The 19,551-nt window shown below is 37.1% G+C and carries 11 protein-coding genes; 2 read left to right on the plus strand and 9 right to left on the minus strand.

The annotated features are described in order from the left end of the window. Positions 1-284 precede the first annotated feature (284 nt). Positions 285-503, plus strand: a complete 219-nt coding sequence (locus tag ACFO6W_RS21775) for an aminotransferase class I/II-fold pyridoxal phosphate-dependent enzyme (protein WP_380000431.1) — start codon at positions 285-287, stop codon at positions 501-503. A 113-nt stretch (positions 504-616) separates the two neighbouring features. Here the strand turns inward: ACFO6W_RS21775 and ACFO6W_RS21780 are convergent, their stop codons facing one another. The 9 genes from ACFO6W_RS21780 to ACFO6W_RS21820 form a co-directional block, all read right to left on the minus strand. Further along, positions 617-1,378, minus strand: coding sequence for a TetR/AcrR family transcriptional regulator (locus ACFO6W_RS21780; RefSeq protein ID WP_380000433.1), 762 nt, complete (start codon positions 1,376-1,378; stop codon positions 617-619). A gap of 650 nt (positions 1,379-2,028) precedes the next feature. Beyond that, positions 2,029-4,389, minus strand: coding sequence for a glycoside hydrolase family 3 N-terminal domain-containing protein (locus ACFO6W_RS21785; RefSeq protein WP_380000435.1), 2,361 nt, complete (start codon positions 4,387-4,389; stop codon positions 2,029-2,031). Positions 4,390-4,560: 171 nt separating this feature from the next. Continuing rightward, positions 4,561-6,198, minus strand: coding sequence for a SusD/RagB family nutrient-binding outer membrane lipoprotein (locus ACFO6W_RS21790; RefSeq protein ID WP_380000437.1), 1,638 nt, complete (start codon positions 6,196-6,198; stop codon positions 4,561-4,563). 32 nt (positions 6,199-6,230) lie between these two features. Beyond that, positions 6,231-9,533 (minus strand): SusC/RagA family TonB-linked outer membrane protein, encoded by a 3,303-nt coding sequence (locus ACFO6W_RS21795; protein ID WP_380000439.1) that lies wholly within the window; start codon positions 9,531-9,533, stop codon positions 6,231-6,233. Positions 9,534-9,868: 335 nt separating this feature from the next. Next, positions 9,869-13,492 carry an ATP-binding protein gene (locus tag ACFO6W_RS21800; RefSeq protein ID WP_380000442.1) on the minus strand — a complete coding sequence of 1,208 codons (3,624 nt, stop codon included), beginning with the start codon at positions 13,490-13,492 and terminating at the stop codon, positions 9,869-9,871. A gap of 119 nt (positions 13,493-13,611) precedes the next feature. Then, on the minus strand, positions 13,612-13,902 hold the full coding sequence (locus ACFO6W_RS21805; protein ID WP_380000444.1) for a hypothetical protein: 291 nt from the start codon (positions 13,900-13,902) through the stop codon (positions 13,612-13,614). A 122-nt stretch (positions 13,903-14,024) separates the two neighbouring features. Then, positions 14,025-15,560, minus strand: a complete 1,536-nt coding sequence (locus ACFO6W_RS21810; protein ID WP_380000446.1) for an L-type lectin family protein — start codon at positions 15,558-15,560, stop codon at positions 14,025-14,027. Between the two features lie 7 nt (positions 15,561-15,567). Next, on the minus strand, positions 15,568-16,236 hold the full coding sequence (locus tag ACFO6W_RS21815; RefSeq protein WP_380000448.1) for a hypothetical protein: 669 nt from the start codon (positions 16,234-16,236) through the stop codon (positions 15,568-15,570). A 281-nt stretch (positions 16,237-16,517) separates the two neighbouring features. Continuing rightward, complete coding sequence (locus ACFO6W_RS21820; RefSeq protein ID WP_380000450.1) at positions 16,518-17,714, minus strand: hypothetical protein; 1,197 nt, start codon at positions 17,712-17,714, stop codon at positions 16,518-16,520. Between the two features lie 226 nt (positions 17,715-17,940). Here ACFO6W_RS21820 and ACFO6W_RS21825 point away from each other — a divergent pair, with 226 nt between their 5' ends. After that, positions 17,941-19,077 (plus strand): hypothetical protein, encoded by a 1,137-nt coding sequence (locus tag ACFO6W_RS21825; RefSeq protein WP_380000452.1) that lies wholly within the window; start codon positions 17,941-17,943, stop codon positions 19,075-19,077. Positions 19,078-19,551 lie beyond the last annotated feature (474 nt).

Consider the following 19,551-nt stretch of genomic DNA (forward strand, 5'->3'; position numbering starts at 1 on the left):
AGCGGACGCAAACCGAATTAAATATGAATTGGTCTGCTGAGTTTTTCAGCAGACCCTAATTTAAATAATAAGTAATGTTATAAAATAGGATGATTTGCCATTTTCTTTAGATATATTGTAATTCTAACTTGTATCGGTAACAATAAATATACAAAAAAAGGAGGTTAGTTGTACTCCTTAAACATTACAACTTTTTTTCAATTACATACACTTTTTTAATGCAGGGATGCATCAGATTAGGAAGAGGCCGGGCCCGGCCTTTTTCATTTTTTATAGTGCAATACATGCAAGAGTTAGATATCGTGGAAAAGCTGGCTGAGAAATTAGCTTATCTTAGAGAGAAACTGAAGAAAAGAGGGTTTAATATTTTGAATTCTGTGACAGCGGTTGTGCCCGTAATAGTAGGTGAAGTGTATAAATTGACCTCTCTGTCAAAAGAACTACTTGATGAAATGAATATTTTTTTCCTGTTGTTCCCCCAATCTGTCCCGGATAAGAGTTAATGTTATGGCTAGCCATACAAAAGCGGATATTGATTATCTGGTTGACGTTTTGAATGACTTATTAAAAAGGTATAAGTTAAAATAGACAATGGAGAAGTAAAGAGCGCATATGGCTACTCTTTACTATTTTGTAAACCCTTCAATGTTTTATCATCCAGCCTGGTAGTTTCTTTAACAATTTCATAACTTACATCCTTTTTGAGAAGACTCTTCGCAATCCTTACAGCTTCATTATTAGCAGACTTTGCTTTGATAGTTGCTTCATCGTAATCCGTGAAGACGCGCTTAACCATTATATTTATGGTTTCTTTCAGTTCTTTTATAGCTTCCTCCTCTGAATAATCGATTAAATTGAAAGTACCCATTTTCCGAAAGAGTACAATATAATATATGCCACCGATAAGAATAGAACTTGCATGGTTAAAATTAACCTCACAATCTTTAAATCCCTTCATAAAATATCGTGTTAGGTTTTGGCAGTTATTGTCGCGGTTCTGAGCGGTTCGCTGCGTAATATAATTGTTCTCGCTCATTTCCCAAATTAACAGCTTTTGAATACAGGGGTTATCAATTAGCACATCTATCAGGTCAGACATAATCTTTTGAGCATTTTTTACCGTATTATCTTTTATATCCACTTTGATAGAATCATTGAGCCAGTAGTCGAACCTCCTTGCAAATTTTTCTAAAAAATCATTTAAGTCTTCAAACCGTTTATAGAAAACGGCATGTTCCGTGTTTGCCTCATGATAAATAGCCCTCATTGATAAACCGTGATACCCATGTTCTCCGATAATCGTTTCGGCAGCTTTATACAGCGTCTCTTCAATTTCCTGACTGGTTCGCCTTATCCTGGTCTTCTTTGTCGATCCCATTTTAATCTATGTTGAATTATTTATCTGTTAACAAAATAGCGAATATAATGATTTTTTGTAAAGTCATATTGGTATGATTCTTATAATATTTATATTTCTTTTCGAAACATCTTCATTTTTTGTTGAGTATTTCCGTCAATTTAGTTTCTACCCGAGTAGGCTTGTTAATTTTTCTAGAAATAGCAATCCTGCTTTTAATGTCATTTTGAATATCAATTTCCTTATTCATACCAAAAAACAATCCCACATAACATGCTTATATAATGTCTCATTTGATATGATCTGAGAAATTTATGCACGAGCCGATTCCAAACAAAAGCAAGAAACTTTTATAAAGCCTTATATTGAGCATATTCCTGAATCTGTCAAATATAAAGAATGGAAGCAGAACAAAGTTATCCTAGTGGGGCTAAAAGGATTTAAGAAATAACATCATTACGTAATTAGCCACTTCTACAATAGCTTGTGAAATATCAATACCAACATATATATATATCTTTAAAATGATCGCGTAAAATGAATCCATGACCATATTTTATTTCAAAAACTTTATGATCCGGGCAAATCTTACAGGCATTCAATTTTGCGATACAGATTAGGTGATGCTTTGAACAGAGATAGGGGAAATTTGAAATACTGTCAATTGGTGACTATTTTTTTATAATTTCAAAGCGTTCTTTTAATTTAATATCTTGTGAAGAAGCCCCTACCCTTACTTCGAAAAATCCGGGCTCTACGACAAACTCATTATGTCTGTTCCATAAACCTAAATCCTGTGATGTAAGTTTAAATTCAAGTTCTTTAGTTTCACCGGATTCTAAATGAATACGTTCAAATCCTCGTAAAACCTGTGTATAAGTAGTAACACTACTAACTTCATCATTGATGTATAGTTGTGCAATCTCATCTCCGGCAATTTTTCCTGTATTGGTTATCCTGAATGTGACTTCAATATCTGATAATAAACCTGATTGCTTTGGTAAAACATTAAGGTCTGAGTATTCGAAAGTAGTGTAGCTTAATCCATAACCAAAAGGATATAATGCCCCGGATACCCGTACCGGGCCACTTGTATCTGATCCTGGCTTGAATGGAAATGCAAAAGGTATTTGTCCCACAGATTTGGGGTAGGTAACTGTAAGTTTTCCTCCCGGATTGTAATCGCCGAACAGAACTTCAGAAATGGCTGTTCCTGTAAATTCTCCGGGGAATGAGGTTTGTATAATTCCTGGAATATACTTATCGGCCCAATTAATAGATACAGCACGTCCGTCAATCAATACTAAAACGGTAGGTTTGCCGGTTTTATATATGGCCTGCAACAGGTCAAGTTGCCGGCCAATCAAGTCTAGACTGGAACGGGAATAATATTCCCTTACTGTTTTTTCAGATCCTCCAAGCACTACGATTGCAACATCTGATGCTAAGGCAGCTTTTACCGCTTTGTCTATCATTATCTGCTCTTCGTTGTTAAGTGGTTCTTTAATAATTTCACTTTCGGGGAAATTATTGTCAACAAGGTCACAGCCTTTCTCATATACAATTTTAGTATTAGGTAATAAAGCTTCCAATCCGTCCTTAACAGTTATAATTGGTGGGTTTGCCGGCCCATAACGGCATATGAAGTCTTTACGCTCGTCAGCATTCGGACCTATCAGTGCTATTTGTTTTAAATCCTTACTTAATGGTAATATATTGTCTTTGTTTTTCATTAGAACAATAGACTGGCGGGCTGCATCCAAGGATACCTTTTTATGTGTAGGATTTGCCACAATATTTTCTACCTCTTTCTTGTCTCCGGTGTATGGATTATCAAATAATCCCATTATAAATTTAACGTGGAGAATATCTCTTACTCTCGCGTCTATTGTATGAATAGACACTTTACCTTGCCTGACGGCTTCCCGCAGTGGTAGAATAAAATCGGAAGGAGGTGTAAAGTTAGTACGTATATTCAGACCTGCATTAACAACGGCAGCTGCTGCATCTACTTCATTCTTTGATACCTTATGCTTTGTCTGCAGGTATTCCACAGCCTCACTATCTGAAACAACATAACCTTTAAAACCCCATTCGTGACGTAATATCTCGGTAAGAAAATGGTAATTACCTGTGATTGGAATACCATCATAATCGTTATATGAACTCATAACGCCTAACGCTCCGGCTTCCTGAAAAGCAATGCGGAAAGGTTCAAGAAACAGAGTTCTCATCTCGCGTGGAGCCACATGAGGATCTGTGCGGGTTTCTTCGTCACGACCACCTACAGGGATGCTATATACTGCGAAATGTTTTGGAGTGGATACAATTCCATTTTTTTGTAATCCCTCGATCATGACTTTACCCAATTGCCCTACCAGATAAGGGTCTTCTCCGTAACTTTCAACAACCCGTCCCCAGCGTGGGTCCTGAGCAATGTCTAATATAGGGGAATACACATTCGTATACCCCAGTGCTTTTGCCTCTTTAGCTGTTATTTCCGATATTTGACGGATCAGGTCTTTGTTCCATGTTGCACCCTGCCCGCTCTGTGCGGGAAACAAGGTTGCCTGATAATGGCACAATCCCCTAATCCCCTCATTTGTAAAGTCAACCGGGATTCCCAGGCGGGTTTCTTCTACAAACCAGCGTTGTGTTGTATTTATTACTTCTACATGTTTTGAAAAAGGGAAAGCATATTCAGCTTTAAATGTCCCTAGACCGTTATGTTGTTCATCTATATTTCCTATGCCGTCTTTCCATAACTCATTTTTCCATTCGGGTGTAGGCAACGCGTCTTTCAGTACTCTTCCCGATCCGTACAAGGTGGCCATTTGAGCCGTTTTTTCATCCATATTCATTTGATTCAACAGATCCTCTATACGATCTTCAATATGAGCACCAGGATCTTCAAACACATCTTTTTTGCCATTTTTGTTAAAATCAATCCAGCCTTTTTGATATATTGATTTCGATTGAGAATATGCTACGCCTGAAAAAACAAGGGCGACCAATAAAAATATAAATTTCATTCGTTTTAATTTATTTTGTGCGGTTATCCGTTATTTTTGATTAAAACGGATAAATAACTCTGCATTGATATTTAATCGGGGCAAAGATGACTGAAAGGAATCCTTTTTTAATTTTCTTTGCCCCAACTATTAACTGTAATCAAAGGTAAGACTAACAAATAAAATATAATATTATTTCATATCCCACCATACTTTTACTTTAGGATTATTTTCACTTGACACCGCCTTGAAGTTTTCCCCGTTCATCGTTGCTTCAGATGAAGGATACATAAACCGTACCGGAGCGTTTTGCTGGTTTAGCAATACCATCAGCTCTCTATCTTCTACCATTAGCGGCAGGTCTGTACGACGGTATTCCGCCCAGTTTTCAAATGGCTGAAGTATCCAAAGGTGTATCCAACGTTGGGTTGCAATTTGTTCCAGCGCTTTTGCTGAATTGAATTTGTAGGGAGAAGATGCCAACCAATTGGTTAAAGTTGCATCTGAAACATCAGCGTCAGCAATTGCCGCTATTTTCATGGCTGTTTCCGTACTATTTTTGTAATATTTATAATATTCCTGTATGGAAAGAATAATACCTCGGTTGTAAAATTCTTCTGCATTACCCCAGCTTATAAGATTTCTAACCCGGGCTTCTGCCAGGAAGAAGTATACATCAGATGCTGTAATACCAATCCCATTAGGGAACTTGCTATTGTTACGAATAGTTACAGAATTTACTATACCATAAGTTTTTCTAATCTCATCTGCGGTCTTATCTTTAATTATAGCTTCAGCAGCATCTGCTGACTCAGGATATCCTAAGATAGGTTTTGTCGCATCATAAACATTACCGTTAAGGTCACTTGGAGGTTGGTAATACACAATCATACGGGGATCGTTCGCGGAATTAAATATTTTAACCATATTTTGAGGTGCATAAGCATATTCTCCGTTATTTTGATTTTGGCTTTCCCGTAAGGCTCTCCATATACCTGTGCAGTCACCCACCAGGGCAGTATTTTCTTTGTATGTATATGCATTGTCTTCGTTACCTGTAATCAAATCGACCAATGATAATCTACTCAGAACCTCTTTAGCTCTTGCTTCATCTATATTTGATATACGCATAGCAGCCCGTAAACACAAAGAATTGGCAAATTTGTACCATTTACTAAAATCTCCTTTATATACTATATCCTGAGAAGAAAACAATCGGTGCTTTTCTATATTATTGTCTAAGGAACTATTTTTAAGATAGGTAGCAGCTGATTCCAGATCATTGATGAGACTAAAGTAAATGTCCTTTTGAGAATCGTATTTCGGAGTTATATTTACAGGCTGACCATATAGCCCATTGCGGGCTCCCCATGCTTCGGAATATGGCATCGCTCCTAAAACATCCGTAGCCATAATAGTATTAAATACCTTTAAAATTTTTGCAGTTTCCATATACGGGCTATATTGTGCTTTCTCACCTTCGGTCAAAGAGAAGTTATAAATCTTATCCATTTCTGCAAGCTCCTGCATACGGGTAACATAATATTTCTCCCAGCGTCCATTATCAGTTTTAATTTCATATGTAGAGGATCTTCCTGTTCCATATTTTTGAGCTACAGTTTGCGTATATACTTCCAACATACGGAATATATAAGTATAGAAGTCACTATAGTCATTATCTATCGTTTTTGACGCTCCTTGTGTATAGAGAAATTCTATATTAGCACTGGTAAAACCGTCAGAGGTAAAATGCCTTTTATCCAGTTCATCTTCACATGAAGTAAAGAGAAGTAGCAGGAGGGTTGATGTATATAATAATATTTGTTTCATATTTTTCTGTTTATATGTTTTTATCTGTACTTTTAAAATCTTGCTTTTAGGGAAAATCCAAAGCTTCTGGCCATAGGGTATGAAGTATATTCAACATATGCGTTTTGCGCTTTTGTCCCTAAAACACTCTCTGGGCTTACATTTGGCACACTTTTATAAATGTAAAACAGGTTACTGCCTATGAGCGAAACACTTAATCCCTGTAATTTTATTTTAGAGTATATTTTGGATGGAATATTATATGTCAAAGACAACTCCCTGAATTTGATATATGTATTGTTATAGATCTGATCCTCTGTAGCTGTTGTATTGTATCGATAATTATAATACTGATAGGCTGAGAGTATCACATCATTAGGAGTACCGTCTTCTTTAACTCCTTTAGCTATTATACCATCATGATATACTTGTCCGTCTGCAGATGTTGACGGAACGACTGTATTGTGGCTATCCAGCTTTATTTTATTTCCTGTACCATCGATATAATATGGTATACCGCCATACTCTTGGTCACGGCCAAACAGGGATTCTTTTCCTGAACCTGTAGCTCGTAAATACAGATTCGTAAAGGAAACTAACTTACCTCCAAATTGGGCGTCAATAAGTGTTGTAAGGGAGAAATCCTTATAGCGGAAGGTCGTATTGAATCCTCCTATAAATTTAGGCATTGCATCCCCACAGTAGGAAACATTATCTTCTTGTATATATCTTCCATTAGAACCTACGATCATATTGCCGTCTGCATCACGTTTCCATTTTTTTAGATATATCCCATAAACTGGAGAGTTGGTATTTGACCAGAAATTTACGTCCCAAGAACTTCCGATTTGGTATGAAGACAATCCTTCAGCTAGTTCTTTAACCATACTTTTTGTATAACTGAAATTGAAGGATGCATCCCAACTGAAATTTTTTGTTTGTACCGGAGTTCCACTTAATTGTATCTCAATTCCGTGATTTTTTATAGTACCGGCATTCATTTTCATTGATGTTGCCCCGGATGAAACAGGTATGGCTACTGATAATATTTGATTACGGGTTTCGCTTGAGAAGTAGGTAAGGTCAAGTCCTATGCGGCCATTTAATGCTTTTAATTCAGTACCTAATTCCCATGAATGCGTTTTTTCAGGTTCTATTTTTACAGGTGGTACACTTTTGTCAAATGTATTCGTCGTTACTGTGTTATCGTGCGTTTCCAATTTGTAAGAAATGTTCGCAAAATAAGTTTCGGGAGTATGGTTACCTACAATAGCGTAAGAAGCCCTTACTTTTCCATATGTCAGCCATGACGGTAATTTAAATGCATCTGTAAATACAAAACCTAATCCAATTGAAGGATAAAAGAAGCTACGGGAATAGGACGGCAGGCGCGAGGTCCAGTCGTTACGGGCTGTTATATCCAAGTAAAGGTAATGATTGTAAGCCAACTGTCCGGAACCGTAAGCAGAGTAAAGTATTTCGCTGGAGTTACTCCCCCATCCGTTAAGGTCATTTAATCCCGGTAAACTTTTATTGTTTGCAGTCGAAAACACCCCATTCATTTTCAGCCCATTAGATTGCCATTGTAATTTACTCTCCTTTATATCTTCCCCAGATACCGCTCCCATTAATGAAAGGCTGAATTTTTCATTCAACGATTTGTTGAAGAGCAACATGGCTTCATAGAAATTTTTAGTATAATCCTGGTTGATCTTTCTGTATAATCCCTGAGATTTACTATCTGTAGGTACAGAATATTCTTTGAACATTTCCTTGTCTTCTTTCAGGATTCGGATACGGTCTGTTCCTACTGTCAGACGAAGAGTCAGGGGATCAATTATTTTCACATTCGTCGTGATAGTTCCCATTAATCTATCCTTTCCATTAGTATAAAGGTTTTCATTTTGTTGCCAGAGCATATAGTTTATTATATTATCCCTAATGCTGGAGTTTACACCGCCTCCGGTATTCGGAGCTCCATCTCTCATTTCAGATGTCATATAATAACCGTCGGCATCTTTGTAATGGTCCTTGTATAATGAAGTTATCTCACTTCTTGGCATCGGGAAATTAGATGCACGGTCTATACGGGGTGCGTTATTTGTATTTTTAGTTCTGTTAAATGTAATTGAAGTTTCAAATGATAGCCATTCAGAGACTTTTGCCGTTCCTGAGAAGTTAAAATTATGGCGCTCTTGCTTCATGTTCTTTAAGAAGCCTTCATAATTATTATTTGCATAAGACAAACGCATCGAATTTTTATCAGAACCATTGGTAATAGATATGGTATTGTTATTTGAAAAACCATTCTGAAATAAATCCTTATAGTTGTCCGGCTGAGGGTTGAACGGACGCTCTACTCCATCCCACCACAGTACTTTGGTACCGTCCATGCGGGGACCGAAGCTGCGGTATGTGCTTTCGAGGATATTTTGTCCGTTGCTGTTTTTATCGAAATAGCCTTTAGTACCTACTCCAAAGACATCCTGATATTCCGGAAGATAGGCAATTCTGTCTGTAGTATATGAAGTGCTTACATCAATACCAAGCCCCCTGCTTTTGGATCCTTTCTTTGTTGTTATCACTATAACTCCGTTCGTTGCCCTGGAACCATAGAGGGCTGCTGCATTTGCGCCCTTCAATACCGACATCGATTCTATATCTTCAGGATTAATATCATTCAGGGCTGATCCATCCTGAGTCTGATTGCGTTCACGTCCTGCCCAGTTTGAATCATCATCATATATAGGTACCCCGTCCATTACTATTAATGGACGATTTGTTCCAGAAATAGAATTGATGCCCCGCAATTGTATTTTTGTCCCCCCCATTGGACCTCCGGCTGTTGAAGATATACGCATACCTGCTACTTTACCGTACAATGAACTTCCTAAATTTTGAGTTGGAACTGTACGCAGTTCTTCAGATTTTATTTCTCCCATAGCATAAGGAAGGGCCCTTTTTTCTTTCTTTATACCCAATGCCGTCACAACAACTTCATCCAGCAATTTTGAGTCTTCTACCAATCTGATATCCAGGGATTCTTGTCCTGTATACTTTACTTCCTGGGTATGGTATCCCATAAATGTTATGAGAATAGTAGCACCATCGGGAATATTGGTGAGTGTAAATTGTCCGTTATTGTCCGTAATAGTACCGGTTGTTGTTCCCTTAATGGCTACTGTGGCTCCGATAACAGGACCGGTATCATCACTTATGGTTCCTGTAAGTTTCTTCTGTTGTTGAACCTTTCTTATTGCTTTTCCTTCATTTGTGCCGGATGCAAACATATTTCCAGTGGTACTGATTAGAATAATAATCAGCATCAGGCAAATCCTTTCACATAGCTTTCCCATAGTTTTTCAAATTAAATTAAAGATTAAAAGATTTAGTATTAATAAGATTAAAACCTGTAAATAAATTATGATATAGTAGAATATGGAATATCATATGTAAGTAAAATTAAAGAATATCCTACCCTATCAATTACGTCTTTTTCATTCAGGTAAATATTAAATTAACGTCTTGTTGAAACCCATTTCTGGTTCAACTCTTTTAATTTAAAATTACAGAAGAGTGGCTGACTAATGATGCAAAACTGTGTGATACTATATGATAAAAAAATATCGGACGATTTTATAACTTTTCGTACGATATTATAAACTATTATGTCCACTAAAATAGATTGGAATCAACTCTGTCTGTATTGCAAAGGCGTTAATCCATAATATTCTTTGAATGATTTGCTAAAATACCCGGGGGAAGTAAATCCTGCCTTATAAGCAATCTCGGCGATAGTCATATTGGGCTCTTCCTTTAATAATATTGTAGCTTTTTTCATTTTGATTATTATGATATATTCATTGGGCGTATATCCTGTGATTTCTTTTATTTTCTGGAATAATTTAGATCGGCCGACGTTTAGTTCCCTTGCCCATGAATTAATGTCAAAATCAGTATTGATCAGGTTCGATTCAACTATAGTTACAGCCTTTTTCAGAAAGAGCTGATCCCTGCCGTTTGTTGTAATACCTGTTTTTTCATTTTCTATTGTTGAAAAGACCTGTTGAAATTTTGCCTGCATTTCTTTTCTGCTTTTCACCAGATTATTACATTTTAATAATAATAATTCAATATTGAAAGGTTTAACGATATAATCATCGGCACCATATTGCAGGCCTTCTACATTCTGTTTTAACGAAGAACGTGCTGTTATAAGTAAAATGGGGATATGGGATGTGTCAGCTCTGGTTTTGAGTTTCTTACATAGGTCAAGTCCGGAAATACGGGGTATCATTACGCCTGACAGTATTATATCCGGTCTCGTTTCTATTGCAAAATTCAGGCCTGATTCCCCGTTATCTGCCGTAGTTACATTGTAGAGGGAAGAAAATGCTTCTATCAAGAGTTGAAGCAGTTCTTCATTATCTTCAATAATTAATATATTTGCTTTGAGATCTGCATTCTCTTTGAATATTTTTTCTTCCTCTTCTTCTGTTTCTTTATCTTCTTTATTTTCTATATGTTGGATTTTTGAAAAATATTCAGTTTCATCAAAAGACCTTTGGCTCTTTTGTAGTTCAGTAAAATGAGTGCTACCTAATAATAATCTTACTGTAAAACAAGTACCTACTCCTGCTTTACTCTCTACAAATATATCTCCATGGTGCTGGTTTACAATATTCTTACTGAGAGATAAACCTATTCCCATTCCGTCAACCCTCTGGGTTGCCGAATCCTGGTTGACCTGGTAGAACCTATCAAAAACCTTTTCCAGTTCTTCGGCTTTCATGCCAATGCCTGTGTCTAGAACGCTAAATTCAACATGATCTTTTTTTCGTTTCAGTTTTATTGTGATTGAACCACCATCATTTGTAAATTTAAATGCGTTTGATAATAGGTTATATACTACTTTTTGTATTTGCATTCTATCGAACCATACATTTATTGGTTCATTTGCTTGTTCGTACTTAAAAGTTATATTACGCATCCGGGCATATTCCTTAAAAGATTCATAAATATCTTCTATAAACGAAGATATATCTTCCATCGAAACCATTATAGCTAATGTTCCTTGCTCTAATTTATTGAAGTACATTAATTCATCTATAAGGAACCGCATTTCATTTGTATGCTTCTTTATTTTAAGAAAACTTTTTTTTAGCGATTGGGGCATATTTGTATTCTTAAGTGTTATATCTATCTGGCTCGAAATTAAAGTAAGCGGGGTTCTGAATTCATGGGAAACATTTGTGAAAAAATTAATTTTCATTTTATTCAGACTTGCCAGTTGCAGTTTTTCCCGATGTTCCATATTTAATGAAGCTTTCAGGTATATATTCCTTTGGGTAAAGCATACAAAGAATATAAACAGGCTTATGAGTAAAATGGCATATATAATATAAGCCCAGATCGAAAAATAGAACGGTGGGGATATGTTGATATCCAAATGAATTTTTTGATATTTATTACCTGCTTCCCTTACTGTAAGTGAATATCGGCCCGGAGGAAGTGAGGTATACCTGATTATTTTATCGTTTGTAATAGTCCATTGTTTATCGAAGTTTTCTAAAATATATTCATAAAGGACACTATTATTATGGATAAAGTCAGAAGATGCAAAAGTCAGACTTAGATTATTTTGTTTGTAATTCAATCTTATGAAATCAGCATATGATATATCCGTAGGTAATATATCAGGTGATGATTGAGAATCTGCCATCTTGTTATTGATTGACAAGGAAGAAAAAAATAATCGATGAGAATTTTTATTCAATTCACTTATTGTTTCAATGTCTTTTTCATTTAAGACTAACATACCGCCCAGCCCTCCAATGTATATTTGTTTATTTCGGGAAGCGGTATATAAACCACTACTTTTGTTAATAGACTTCAGGGGAAATATTTCAGCGAACGGTAAGTGTACAGTTCTAAGTGAGACAGGATCTAAAAGGGTAATTCCACTATCTGCTGTTATGATAAAGTGTCCGGAAGATAAGCATGCCAATTTATAATAGTTATCTGAAAGTAAGAGGCTATCATTGTTATTTAGAATTTTAAACTGTTGAGTCGCCTTATCGTAAGATAACAGTTGGGATTGGGATAATAAGTAAATCCTTCCGTCCGCTCCTTGTTGTATTTGTCGAATGCCTGATTTAGCCGGATTCAATCCAACCCCCAAATTATTGAAATTTTGTATTCGGGATGTTTTCAGATTGAGGTTAAATAATCCTTTCTCAGAAGAAGAGATCCATAGTATTTCATCGGAATCGATAAACATCGTTTGAATGATGCCAATATTATTGAAATCCAGGCTTGGAAAGCTGACTAATGTAGAAAGTTCCAGGCTATTCCTATCTAATTTATAGACATTGTCTTGTGTAGAAATGATAATATATTTGTCATTGAATGGTATGATTTGACTTATTACCTTCTGAATATTTGTTGATAAAATAGTATTTCCTAATTTATTGAATTTTTGAGAATTTTCAGCCTTATACCATAGTCCTTCAGTAAATGTGCCTATATAGAGCCGCTGATATTTGGTATCGTACCAAATTGACTTAATTGTATTGTGGGGAAGGTTGCTGTTGCTTTTGTCATATGTTTTAATTAAGCCTGTATTGGGATTAAGAAGATTTATGCCTCCTTCTTCAGTGGCAATGTATAGGTTACCTTTTTCATCCTCTGTCATATTCCCGATAATAAGCCCATTTAACATGGAGGGGTCTTTACTACTGGTACCATAGAAACTATATAATTCTATAGCAGGATTGAAATAGCTGACACCACCATAATAACTGCCAACCCATATTGTTCCCTGCCTGTCTTTATATATAGAATAAACAGAATTGTGACGGAGTGAGTAAGATGCTGATTCATTGTGTATCAGGATAGAAGATTTTTTTGTTTCGGGTGAGTATATTGTAATACCCTTATATGTTCCAATCCATATATTTTGTTTGTCGTCTTCGCAGAAACAGCGAATCCGGTTATTAGACAATTTTACATTGTCTGGCAAAGTTAGTTCTTCTTTAAAATAAGATATTTCTCTTGTTTTTTTTTCTAAGAATCTGACCCCGTCATTAACGGTACCCACCCAGATATTATTCTTAGAATCTTCAAACATGCAAGAAACGTTTATATCCTTTATCAGACATTCTGTTTTATTATTTTTTACAACAAACAATCCATTGTTCGTTCCTATCCATATATTACCGTTACCGGAAAGTAGTACGTTTTTTATTGAGGTGATAGGCCCGCTTATTTCCAATATTTTAGATGAAGTATTACTTTTGTAGTCGTATATATACAAACAGTTTTTTTTAGTATAAAGTAATTTTTGATCTGATGTAGAAAGTATATAGTCGGCTTCAATCCCTGTCTTTGTAAATTTATCGTAACGTGCATCATATACAACTATTTCAGTATTTGCTAATATATATATATCATAGTTGTATTATCCCCGCATATCTGTTTTATATTCGTATCCTTAATACCATCCAGATAGTCTGATAGACGATATGTTTTTAATACACTCCCGTTATATTTATTCAACACATCATTTCCAAACCACATATTTCCAAGTTGATCCTGCCAGATGGAAATGGCCGACTGGATAGAAAATCCATTGTTTGTAGAAAGATGTTTAAAATAAACATCTTTTGCTGATAATGGATGTTGAATTAATACGAAATATAATAATAACAGCAGGTTGGTTCTCATAATATCCAGAAAAGATTCATAGTATAAATTAATAACAACATAGTCAGTTAAGAAGTTTTATTATTCGGAATAATACATATCAGAAAACCTCTCATTCTCTTTTAATTTATAAATGGCAGATTTCATTTGAGATTTCCCGTAACCATCCGGTTGGAAATTACAGCTTTCCCGGGAACGACATCTATCCTTACCGTGGTAGGCAGGGAGCGGTAAGCATCGTCATTATACGGCACTTCATTATTCAACCCGGCTTTGATATTATACTTTACTGAAGCTTCCCCGATAAAACTGCCCGCCGGAGTAAATGTCAGTTTTTTTGTAGCAAAATCAAACTGCCAGATACCATTTGCGGCACTATAAGACACCCCGCCTGCATAGGGCACACCTATATCAGCCCCTGATTCATCACAGAAACGGAATGAAGACGGATCGAAGTTGTTCGTGTCCCCTGTCATTTTTTGTGCAATATGCCCGGTATATCCTATGTCGTTGGACAGCGAGTCAATAGTAACCGGCACTCCCTTGTGTGTCGAAGCATGATCATCATTCGCTTCGGCTGAACCCGGAAGGGTGATTTTCAACTCCCTTAATAAATGGATATCCGTAGATTCTCCCGTACTGGCGGCAAAACCGATACGGAAGAAATCAGGGATGGAGGCGGCCAGAGTGCTGTTAGCGCTTGTAGGGACAGGATTAGTGGTATTATAATCCCCGGCAGAAGTATAGGCATTTTCCGCATATTGTAGGGATTTTTTGTAATGGTAACCGTCGATAATAATTGTAGTATCCTGTTCGTGCTGTATACTGACCGTCACCAGAAACCCGTTTGCACCCGCATCCGGAAAAAGTTCGATGATCGCTTTCCGGTAAGAATTCTGGCCGCCCCTTAAATCAAAGTCCCCCTTATATGTGTTTATGGAAGAATAAGCCCCGCCTGTATCGTTGAGTTTCCAGCCCGGGCTGTATCCTTTTGTCGGCTGGCTGATCAATACAGGATAACCGGTATAGCCGGCTCCCATTCCGCTTATTGAAGAAAATTGTAAAGCCTGCGCACTTCCGCCCTGGGCTCCACGCAATGTAACATTACTGGTATAAAGGTCGCTGGTACTGGTGGTAAGATCAGGTATCCCGTTTACCCGGGCTTCTCCCTGGAACCTTCTTTGCTTGAAGTTCCCGTAAGAATCCAGGGCAATTCCCAGGTAAGCGCCACTTAATCCTGTAGCCCTGGAAGCACTATAGTTATTATTCGCCCGGTTATAAGCATAGCCGAGCCCGCACCCGGGAGCCCCGATAGTAGGAATAGCTACGCTTGCATCGAAAAGGAATACACTCATACCATCGGCTCCGTTTCCGCCGTACATTACATATTCAAACTCTATCCGGATTCCCTGTATAGATTGAAATTGCTTGTTTTTTATAAAGACCGCGCCGAATTGTTGGGCTGTTGCCGGCGTTAACCGTAAGCCATCGGCAGAGAAAGTTGCAGCATTAGCCTTTCCTCCCTGTGGTGTCGCTTTTTCTATTTCGCCGGGTTGACCTGAAGTACGAAAACTCTGGTAATAAGGAAAATCGCCGTATATCGATTGTGCCTTTGCCTGTGGCAGGCCTAAAGATACCAATATCAAGACCATCCATATAATTACAGATTTGTTTTTCATAAGACACTTATTTTAAAACAAAAACAATATCGATCAGCGAGTAATCCGAGGCTGCCTGTTTCACTTTATAGGTTAATATACCCTCGTCGGTTAAAGATACGATCTCAAAAACATCTTCATCATAATCGGTGATATAGTAGTACAGGTCGGTTGCAAGAGGCAGGTACGGGATAGAGGGTGGAGCCCCCGGACTTACAAGCTTCGGCGTTTTAAACTGGTTTATGTACAACTGATAGATGTTCTTTGCCGACTGGAGTCCGGTGGATGATGTGTCGAAAACGATGGAAGGCATATAAAACCAGTTGGTATATCCTAGGTACAGTTTTTCCCAACGGGACCCGTTATTATAATAAAAGCCTGCGGACACCCTGTTTTCAATAGGGACCGATGAATCAGAAGTATTGGTATTATACACGATTGTTCCTTTCATATGATCCGTTATTCCAAAATAATCACTGGATGAAAGAAGTGATACACGGGGCAGTATTAATCCTTTGGAAGCCGTTCCGTCCGCATGTTCTTTCAAGTCAAGGAGTGCTTTTTCGTGAAAAGGCTCTCCCGAGCCGATTGTTACCTGGGCGGGTATAGTCTGTGTAAAGGAAAATATACCCAGTAACAGCAGCATTCTGAATATTGTCCATACACATCGTTTTTGCTTAAAGTTTGCTAGTTTCATGTCGTTCAATCCTGTTTAGTTTATAGCTTTGTTGTATATCCAAAAGATTAGTGTAAGTCATTGCGTTGTTTCATATAAAACATCAATACCCTCCAAGTCCCGTGCCGGCTGCTTTCTCAAGTGGCGGACAGGAATAAGTAAGCTAGTTGAGACAAATGTATTGAAGACTACAAGCAATATCTCCCTGGTGGGTACTGATGTTTCATGCAAGACAACTTAAAGATTACATGTTGGCATTATTATAAGAACGTGCAGGGAAACTATATCCCCTGATATTTGGATTATTCCAGTCTTTCGATAAAGGTAGTCAGTGTAGCAGGAATTCCCAGAATACCATTTGAGGCCGCTATCTCTCCGTTTATATTAAATGTTACCCTGTAAACTTCCTGCGTATTGTGAAGGGATACCAATAATACGGCAAAATCCCTGTTGATCGAACTTATTGTATAAGCAGTGCTGCTACTCTGGTAAACATTGTCTCCTTTATCCAGAGCCAGCCATATACCCGCTTTCAGCGATTTCTTACCCCAGAGGCTGTAATGTCCTCCCAGGCCGGCTTTATCATAATAATAACTTAAATGCGTATCGACATTTGTCGATAGTTGAAAACCTTCTCCGCTTCCTCCCAATAGATAGTTCCAGCCTACATACCGGATATTCAGGTTTCCCATTGTAATGGGAGTTGCATAGAAGTCTTGACCCAGAGATAGAGCACCCGGAAGAGCGATAACGGATCTTGCATATTCCATTACTTTGACATTTTTTACATCCCCGACTATAGCGGAGCAATTTTGTCCCAGAAAATCAGTTATTACAAACTCAGTCGTTACGGGTGATGATTCTATAGGCATACCTTCAACGCTATAATACAGAGAGCCATTACCTACAGCTAAATTCCCGGGTTGCAATATTGCGGTCAGGCCATTAGTCGTAGAAATCATATGCGAGTTGTATTCTCCACCGTTACCTCCAATATAGGGTATTATCAGTGTTCCGGAATAAGGGGTACCCGCCTGGTACTGTGCAGGGGATAAAGTGGCACTGGCACACTTCAGTTCCTGGATTTCCGGGGAGACAACTAACCTGGTGTCCATCCTTTTCCATAAACTGCCATCCCAGATATACAGGCCCGGAGTGAAAACATCTTTTTCTTGTGTTGGGGTTGGATTGTCTGTTGTATTGAATACGACCAAACCGGTGTGGGATTTATCCACTGTAGCTTTATCTGTTGTGTAGGTTGCGTTTTCATTACCGGGCATACCGTACATCGGGAATAGTCCATTCGCTTTGACGAGTGATACGCGGGGATAAAGTAATCCCCTGCTGGAGTTATCATCTTCATTTTCCGTTTCCTTCAGCTGAAGGAGGGCTCCATTCTGAGGCTCAACTCCGGAACCTATCGTTACCTGAGCCTGAGCATAAAGTGTAATAATCAGTAAAGTTATAATTATGATTAATTTTGAAAATAAATATTTCATTGTTGATAAGATAAATAAGCTGTTTATTGTTTCGTCTTCAAATTATATGTTCGATATTTTATCGGATTACAAAATTAGCCCTGTTTTAATGTATTATATTTTATTTGGTAAAAAGTTACCAATGCCATATAATAAATTATTTGGAAACAATTGATTTTAAGCATAAAATATACATATATTTGTATGACTTTTCTTATGTAAATTTACAATTTGGCACAGAGACAAAATGGATTTAGGTGGTATATCCTTTGAAGATTTAAATAGTACATCATCGTTTATTCCCGCCGCAATAGCTTTGACTTCGTTCGGGCTGTTTGCCTATTCTTTCCGGCAGAAACTTCCGCCTAAAGAAAACCGGATAAGGGTAATTGTGGCTGCTTATCTCTTAATATCATTTACGATTCTTTTCTTTTCAGGTATGTACCAGGCGCTGGAAAGTATTATCAGGTATATACTGCCATTATCATCTTTAGGAATACAGGTAATGCAGGTATTGTTTTACCATTTTGTTTCTGAGGTGACTATTAATGAGAGGAGAAATAAGACAATACCAATATTCCATTACTATGTACCGATATTATTGTTACTTGTCCAGTCCCTGTTTTATTACCGCGATTTTGGAATTCTTACGTCTCTGGGAGATCTCAGTTACTATCTGGAAAATTATTTTTTTGTTACTTGCAGTTTATATATCCTTTTTTATACGATATTAAGCTTGCGAAAGGTAAAGGAATACCATGAAACACTGAACAAGAAATTTTCCGGCGATAAAAAAGAGATACGCATAACCTGGTTATACTGGGTTATTTCGCTTAAATTTATAACTGTCGCATGCATGGTACTATATGCTTTGAATCCAACCATAAGCTCTCTGGTTTTATATATTATTGTACAGCCTCTTATATGCTCTTTGTTGACTTTTCATACGTTACTGAGGGAATATGTATTTGTGTATCAGGATATCAGCAACAGTATAATGACCCGTGGAGGGAATATAATGAATATCCGCACGGATGTTATAAATGAGTTGAGAACAAGCGAAAATGAAACGTTTGATAATAGTGTTATAAACCAGAAAGAATTTGAAAAATATTTCAGGGTACATAAGCCATATCTTAATGCAGACTTAAAAATTACAGATCTAACCGGTATTTTCATTACAAACAGAACCTACCTGTCCCGTTTTATCAATGAAATTTACGGTATGAATTTCAAGGATTATGTAAATTCATGGCGTCTCATGGAAATGGATAGGCTTTTAAGATTAAAAAAAAATCAGGGAAAAAGCATTGGATCATTATGCGGTCAGGCAGGATTCGGAAGTATAAGAAGTTATTGGAGAGTAAAAAAAACGAAAGAATAATCATTAGATTTATTGAAATATATGTTAGATGCTAATCAGGTCATATTATTGGCGACTTTTTCAATATCTTTGTCTGCAGCTATATGCTGTACTGTATTATTATCGGCAAAACAGGTTTACTTATCAGAGGAAAATACGTTTAACCGCAAAGTGCAGTTCCACACGATATATTTCTATCTTATTCTCTCTTCGTATCATATATGTACATTTTTCCTGAATTATGAGATAGAAGTATTTATAAATATATCCTCCTTATTTTACCTGATAGTCATGTTGGCTTCGGTCGGTTTTTATCACATAATATTTTTATTAACCAAGCTTCACATTGACGAACCTTTTTCCTATAAGCATTATGTTTTCCCGGTATTATTTTATATTGTCTATACCTCATGGAGCTTTTTCGTTCCTGATGAAATCAGGACAGGTTTAGCAACCCGGGAAATATATATTGTGCAAAATCATGAGTGGTTCTGC

Origin of the sequence: Dysgonomonas termitidis (assembly GCF_042654545.1) — a bacterium.
Taxonomy (GTDB): Bacteria; Bacteroidota; Bacteroidia; order Bacteroidales; family Dysgonomonadaceae; genus Dysgonomonas; species Dysgonomonas termitidis.

Bases quoted from the DNA above. Each gene is read 5' to 3' on its own strand.
- ACFO6W_RS21775 (WP_380000431.1), top strand. From the start codon at position 285: ATGCAAGAGTTAGATATCGTGGAAAAGCTGGCTGAGAAATTAGCTTAT.
- ACFO6W_RS21780 (WP_380000433.1), bottom strand. From the start codon at position 1,378: ATGGGATCGACAAAGAAGACCAGGATAAGGCGAACCAGTCAGGAAATT.
- ACFO6W_RS21785 (WP_380000435.1), bottom strand. From the start codon at position 4,389: ATGAAATTTATATTTTTATTGGTCGCCCTTGTTTTTTCAGGCGTAGCA.
- ACFO6W_RS21790 (WP_380000437.1), bottom strand. From the start codon at position 6,198: ATGAAACAAATATTATTATATACATCAACCCTCCTGCTACTTCTCTTT.
- ACFO6W_RS21795 (WP_380000439.1), bottom strand. From the start codon at position 9,533: ATGGGAAAGCTATGTGAAAGGATTTGCCTGATGCTGATTATTATTCTA.
- ACFO6W_RS21805 (WP_380000444.1), bottom strand. From the start codon at position 13,902: ATGAGAACCAACCTGCTGTTATTATTATATTTCGTATTAATTCAACAT.
- ACFO6W_RS21810 (WP_380000446.1), bottom strand. From the start codon at position 15,560: ATGAAAAACAAATCTGTAATTATATGGATGGTCTTGATATTGGTATCT.
- ACFO6W_RS21815 (WP_380000448.1), bottom strand. From the start codon at position 16,236: ATGAAACTAGCAAACTTTAAGCAAAAACGATGTGTATGGACAATATTC.
- ACFO6W_RS21820 (WP_380000450.1), bottom strand. From the start codon at position 17,714: ATGAAATATTTATTTTCAAAATTAATCATAATTATAACTTTACTGATT.
- ACFO6W_RS21825 (WP_380000452.1), top strand. From the start codon at position 17,941: ATGGATTTAGGTGGTATATCCTTTGAAGATTTAAATAGTACATCATCG.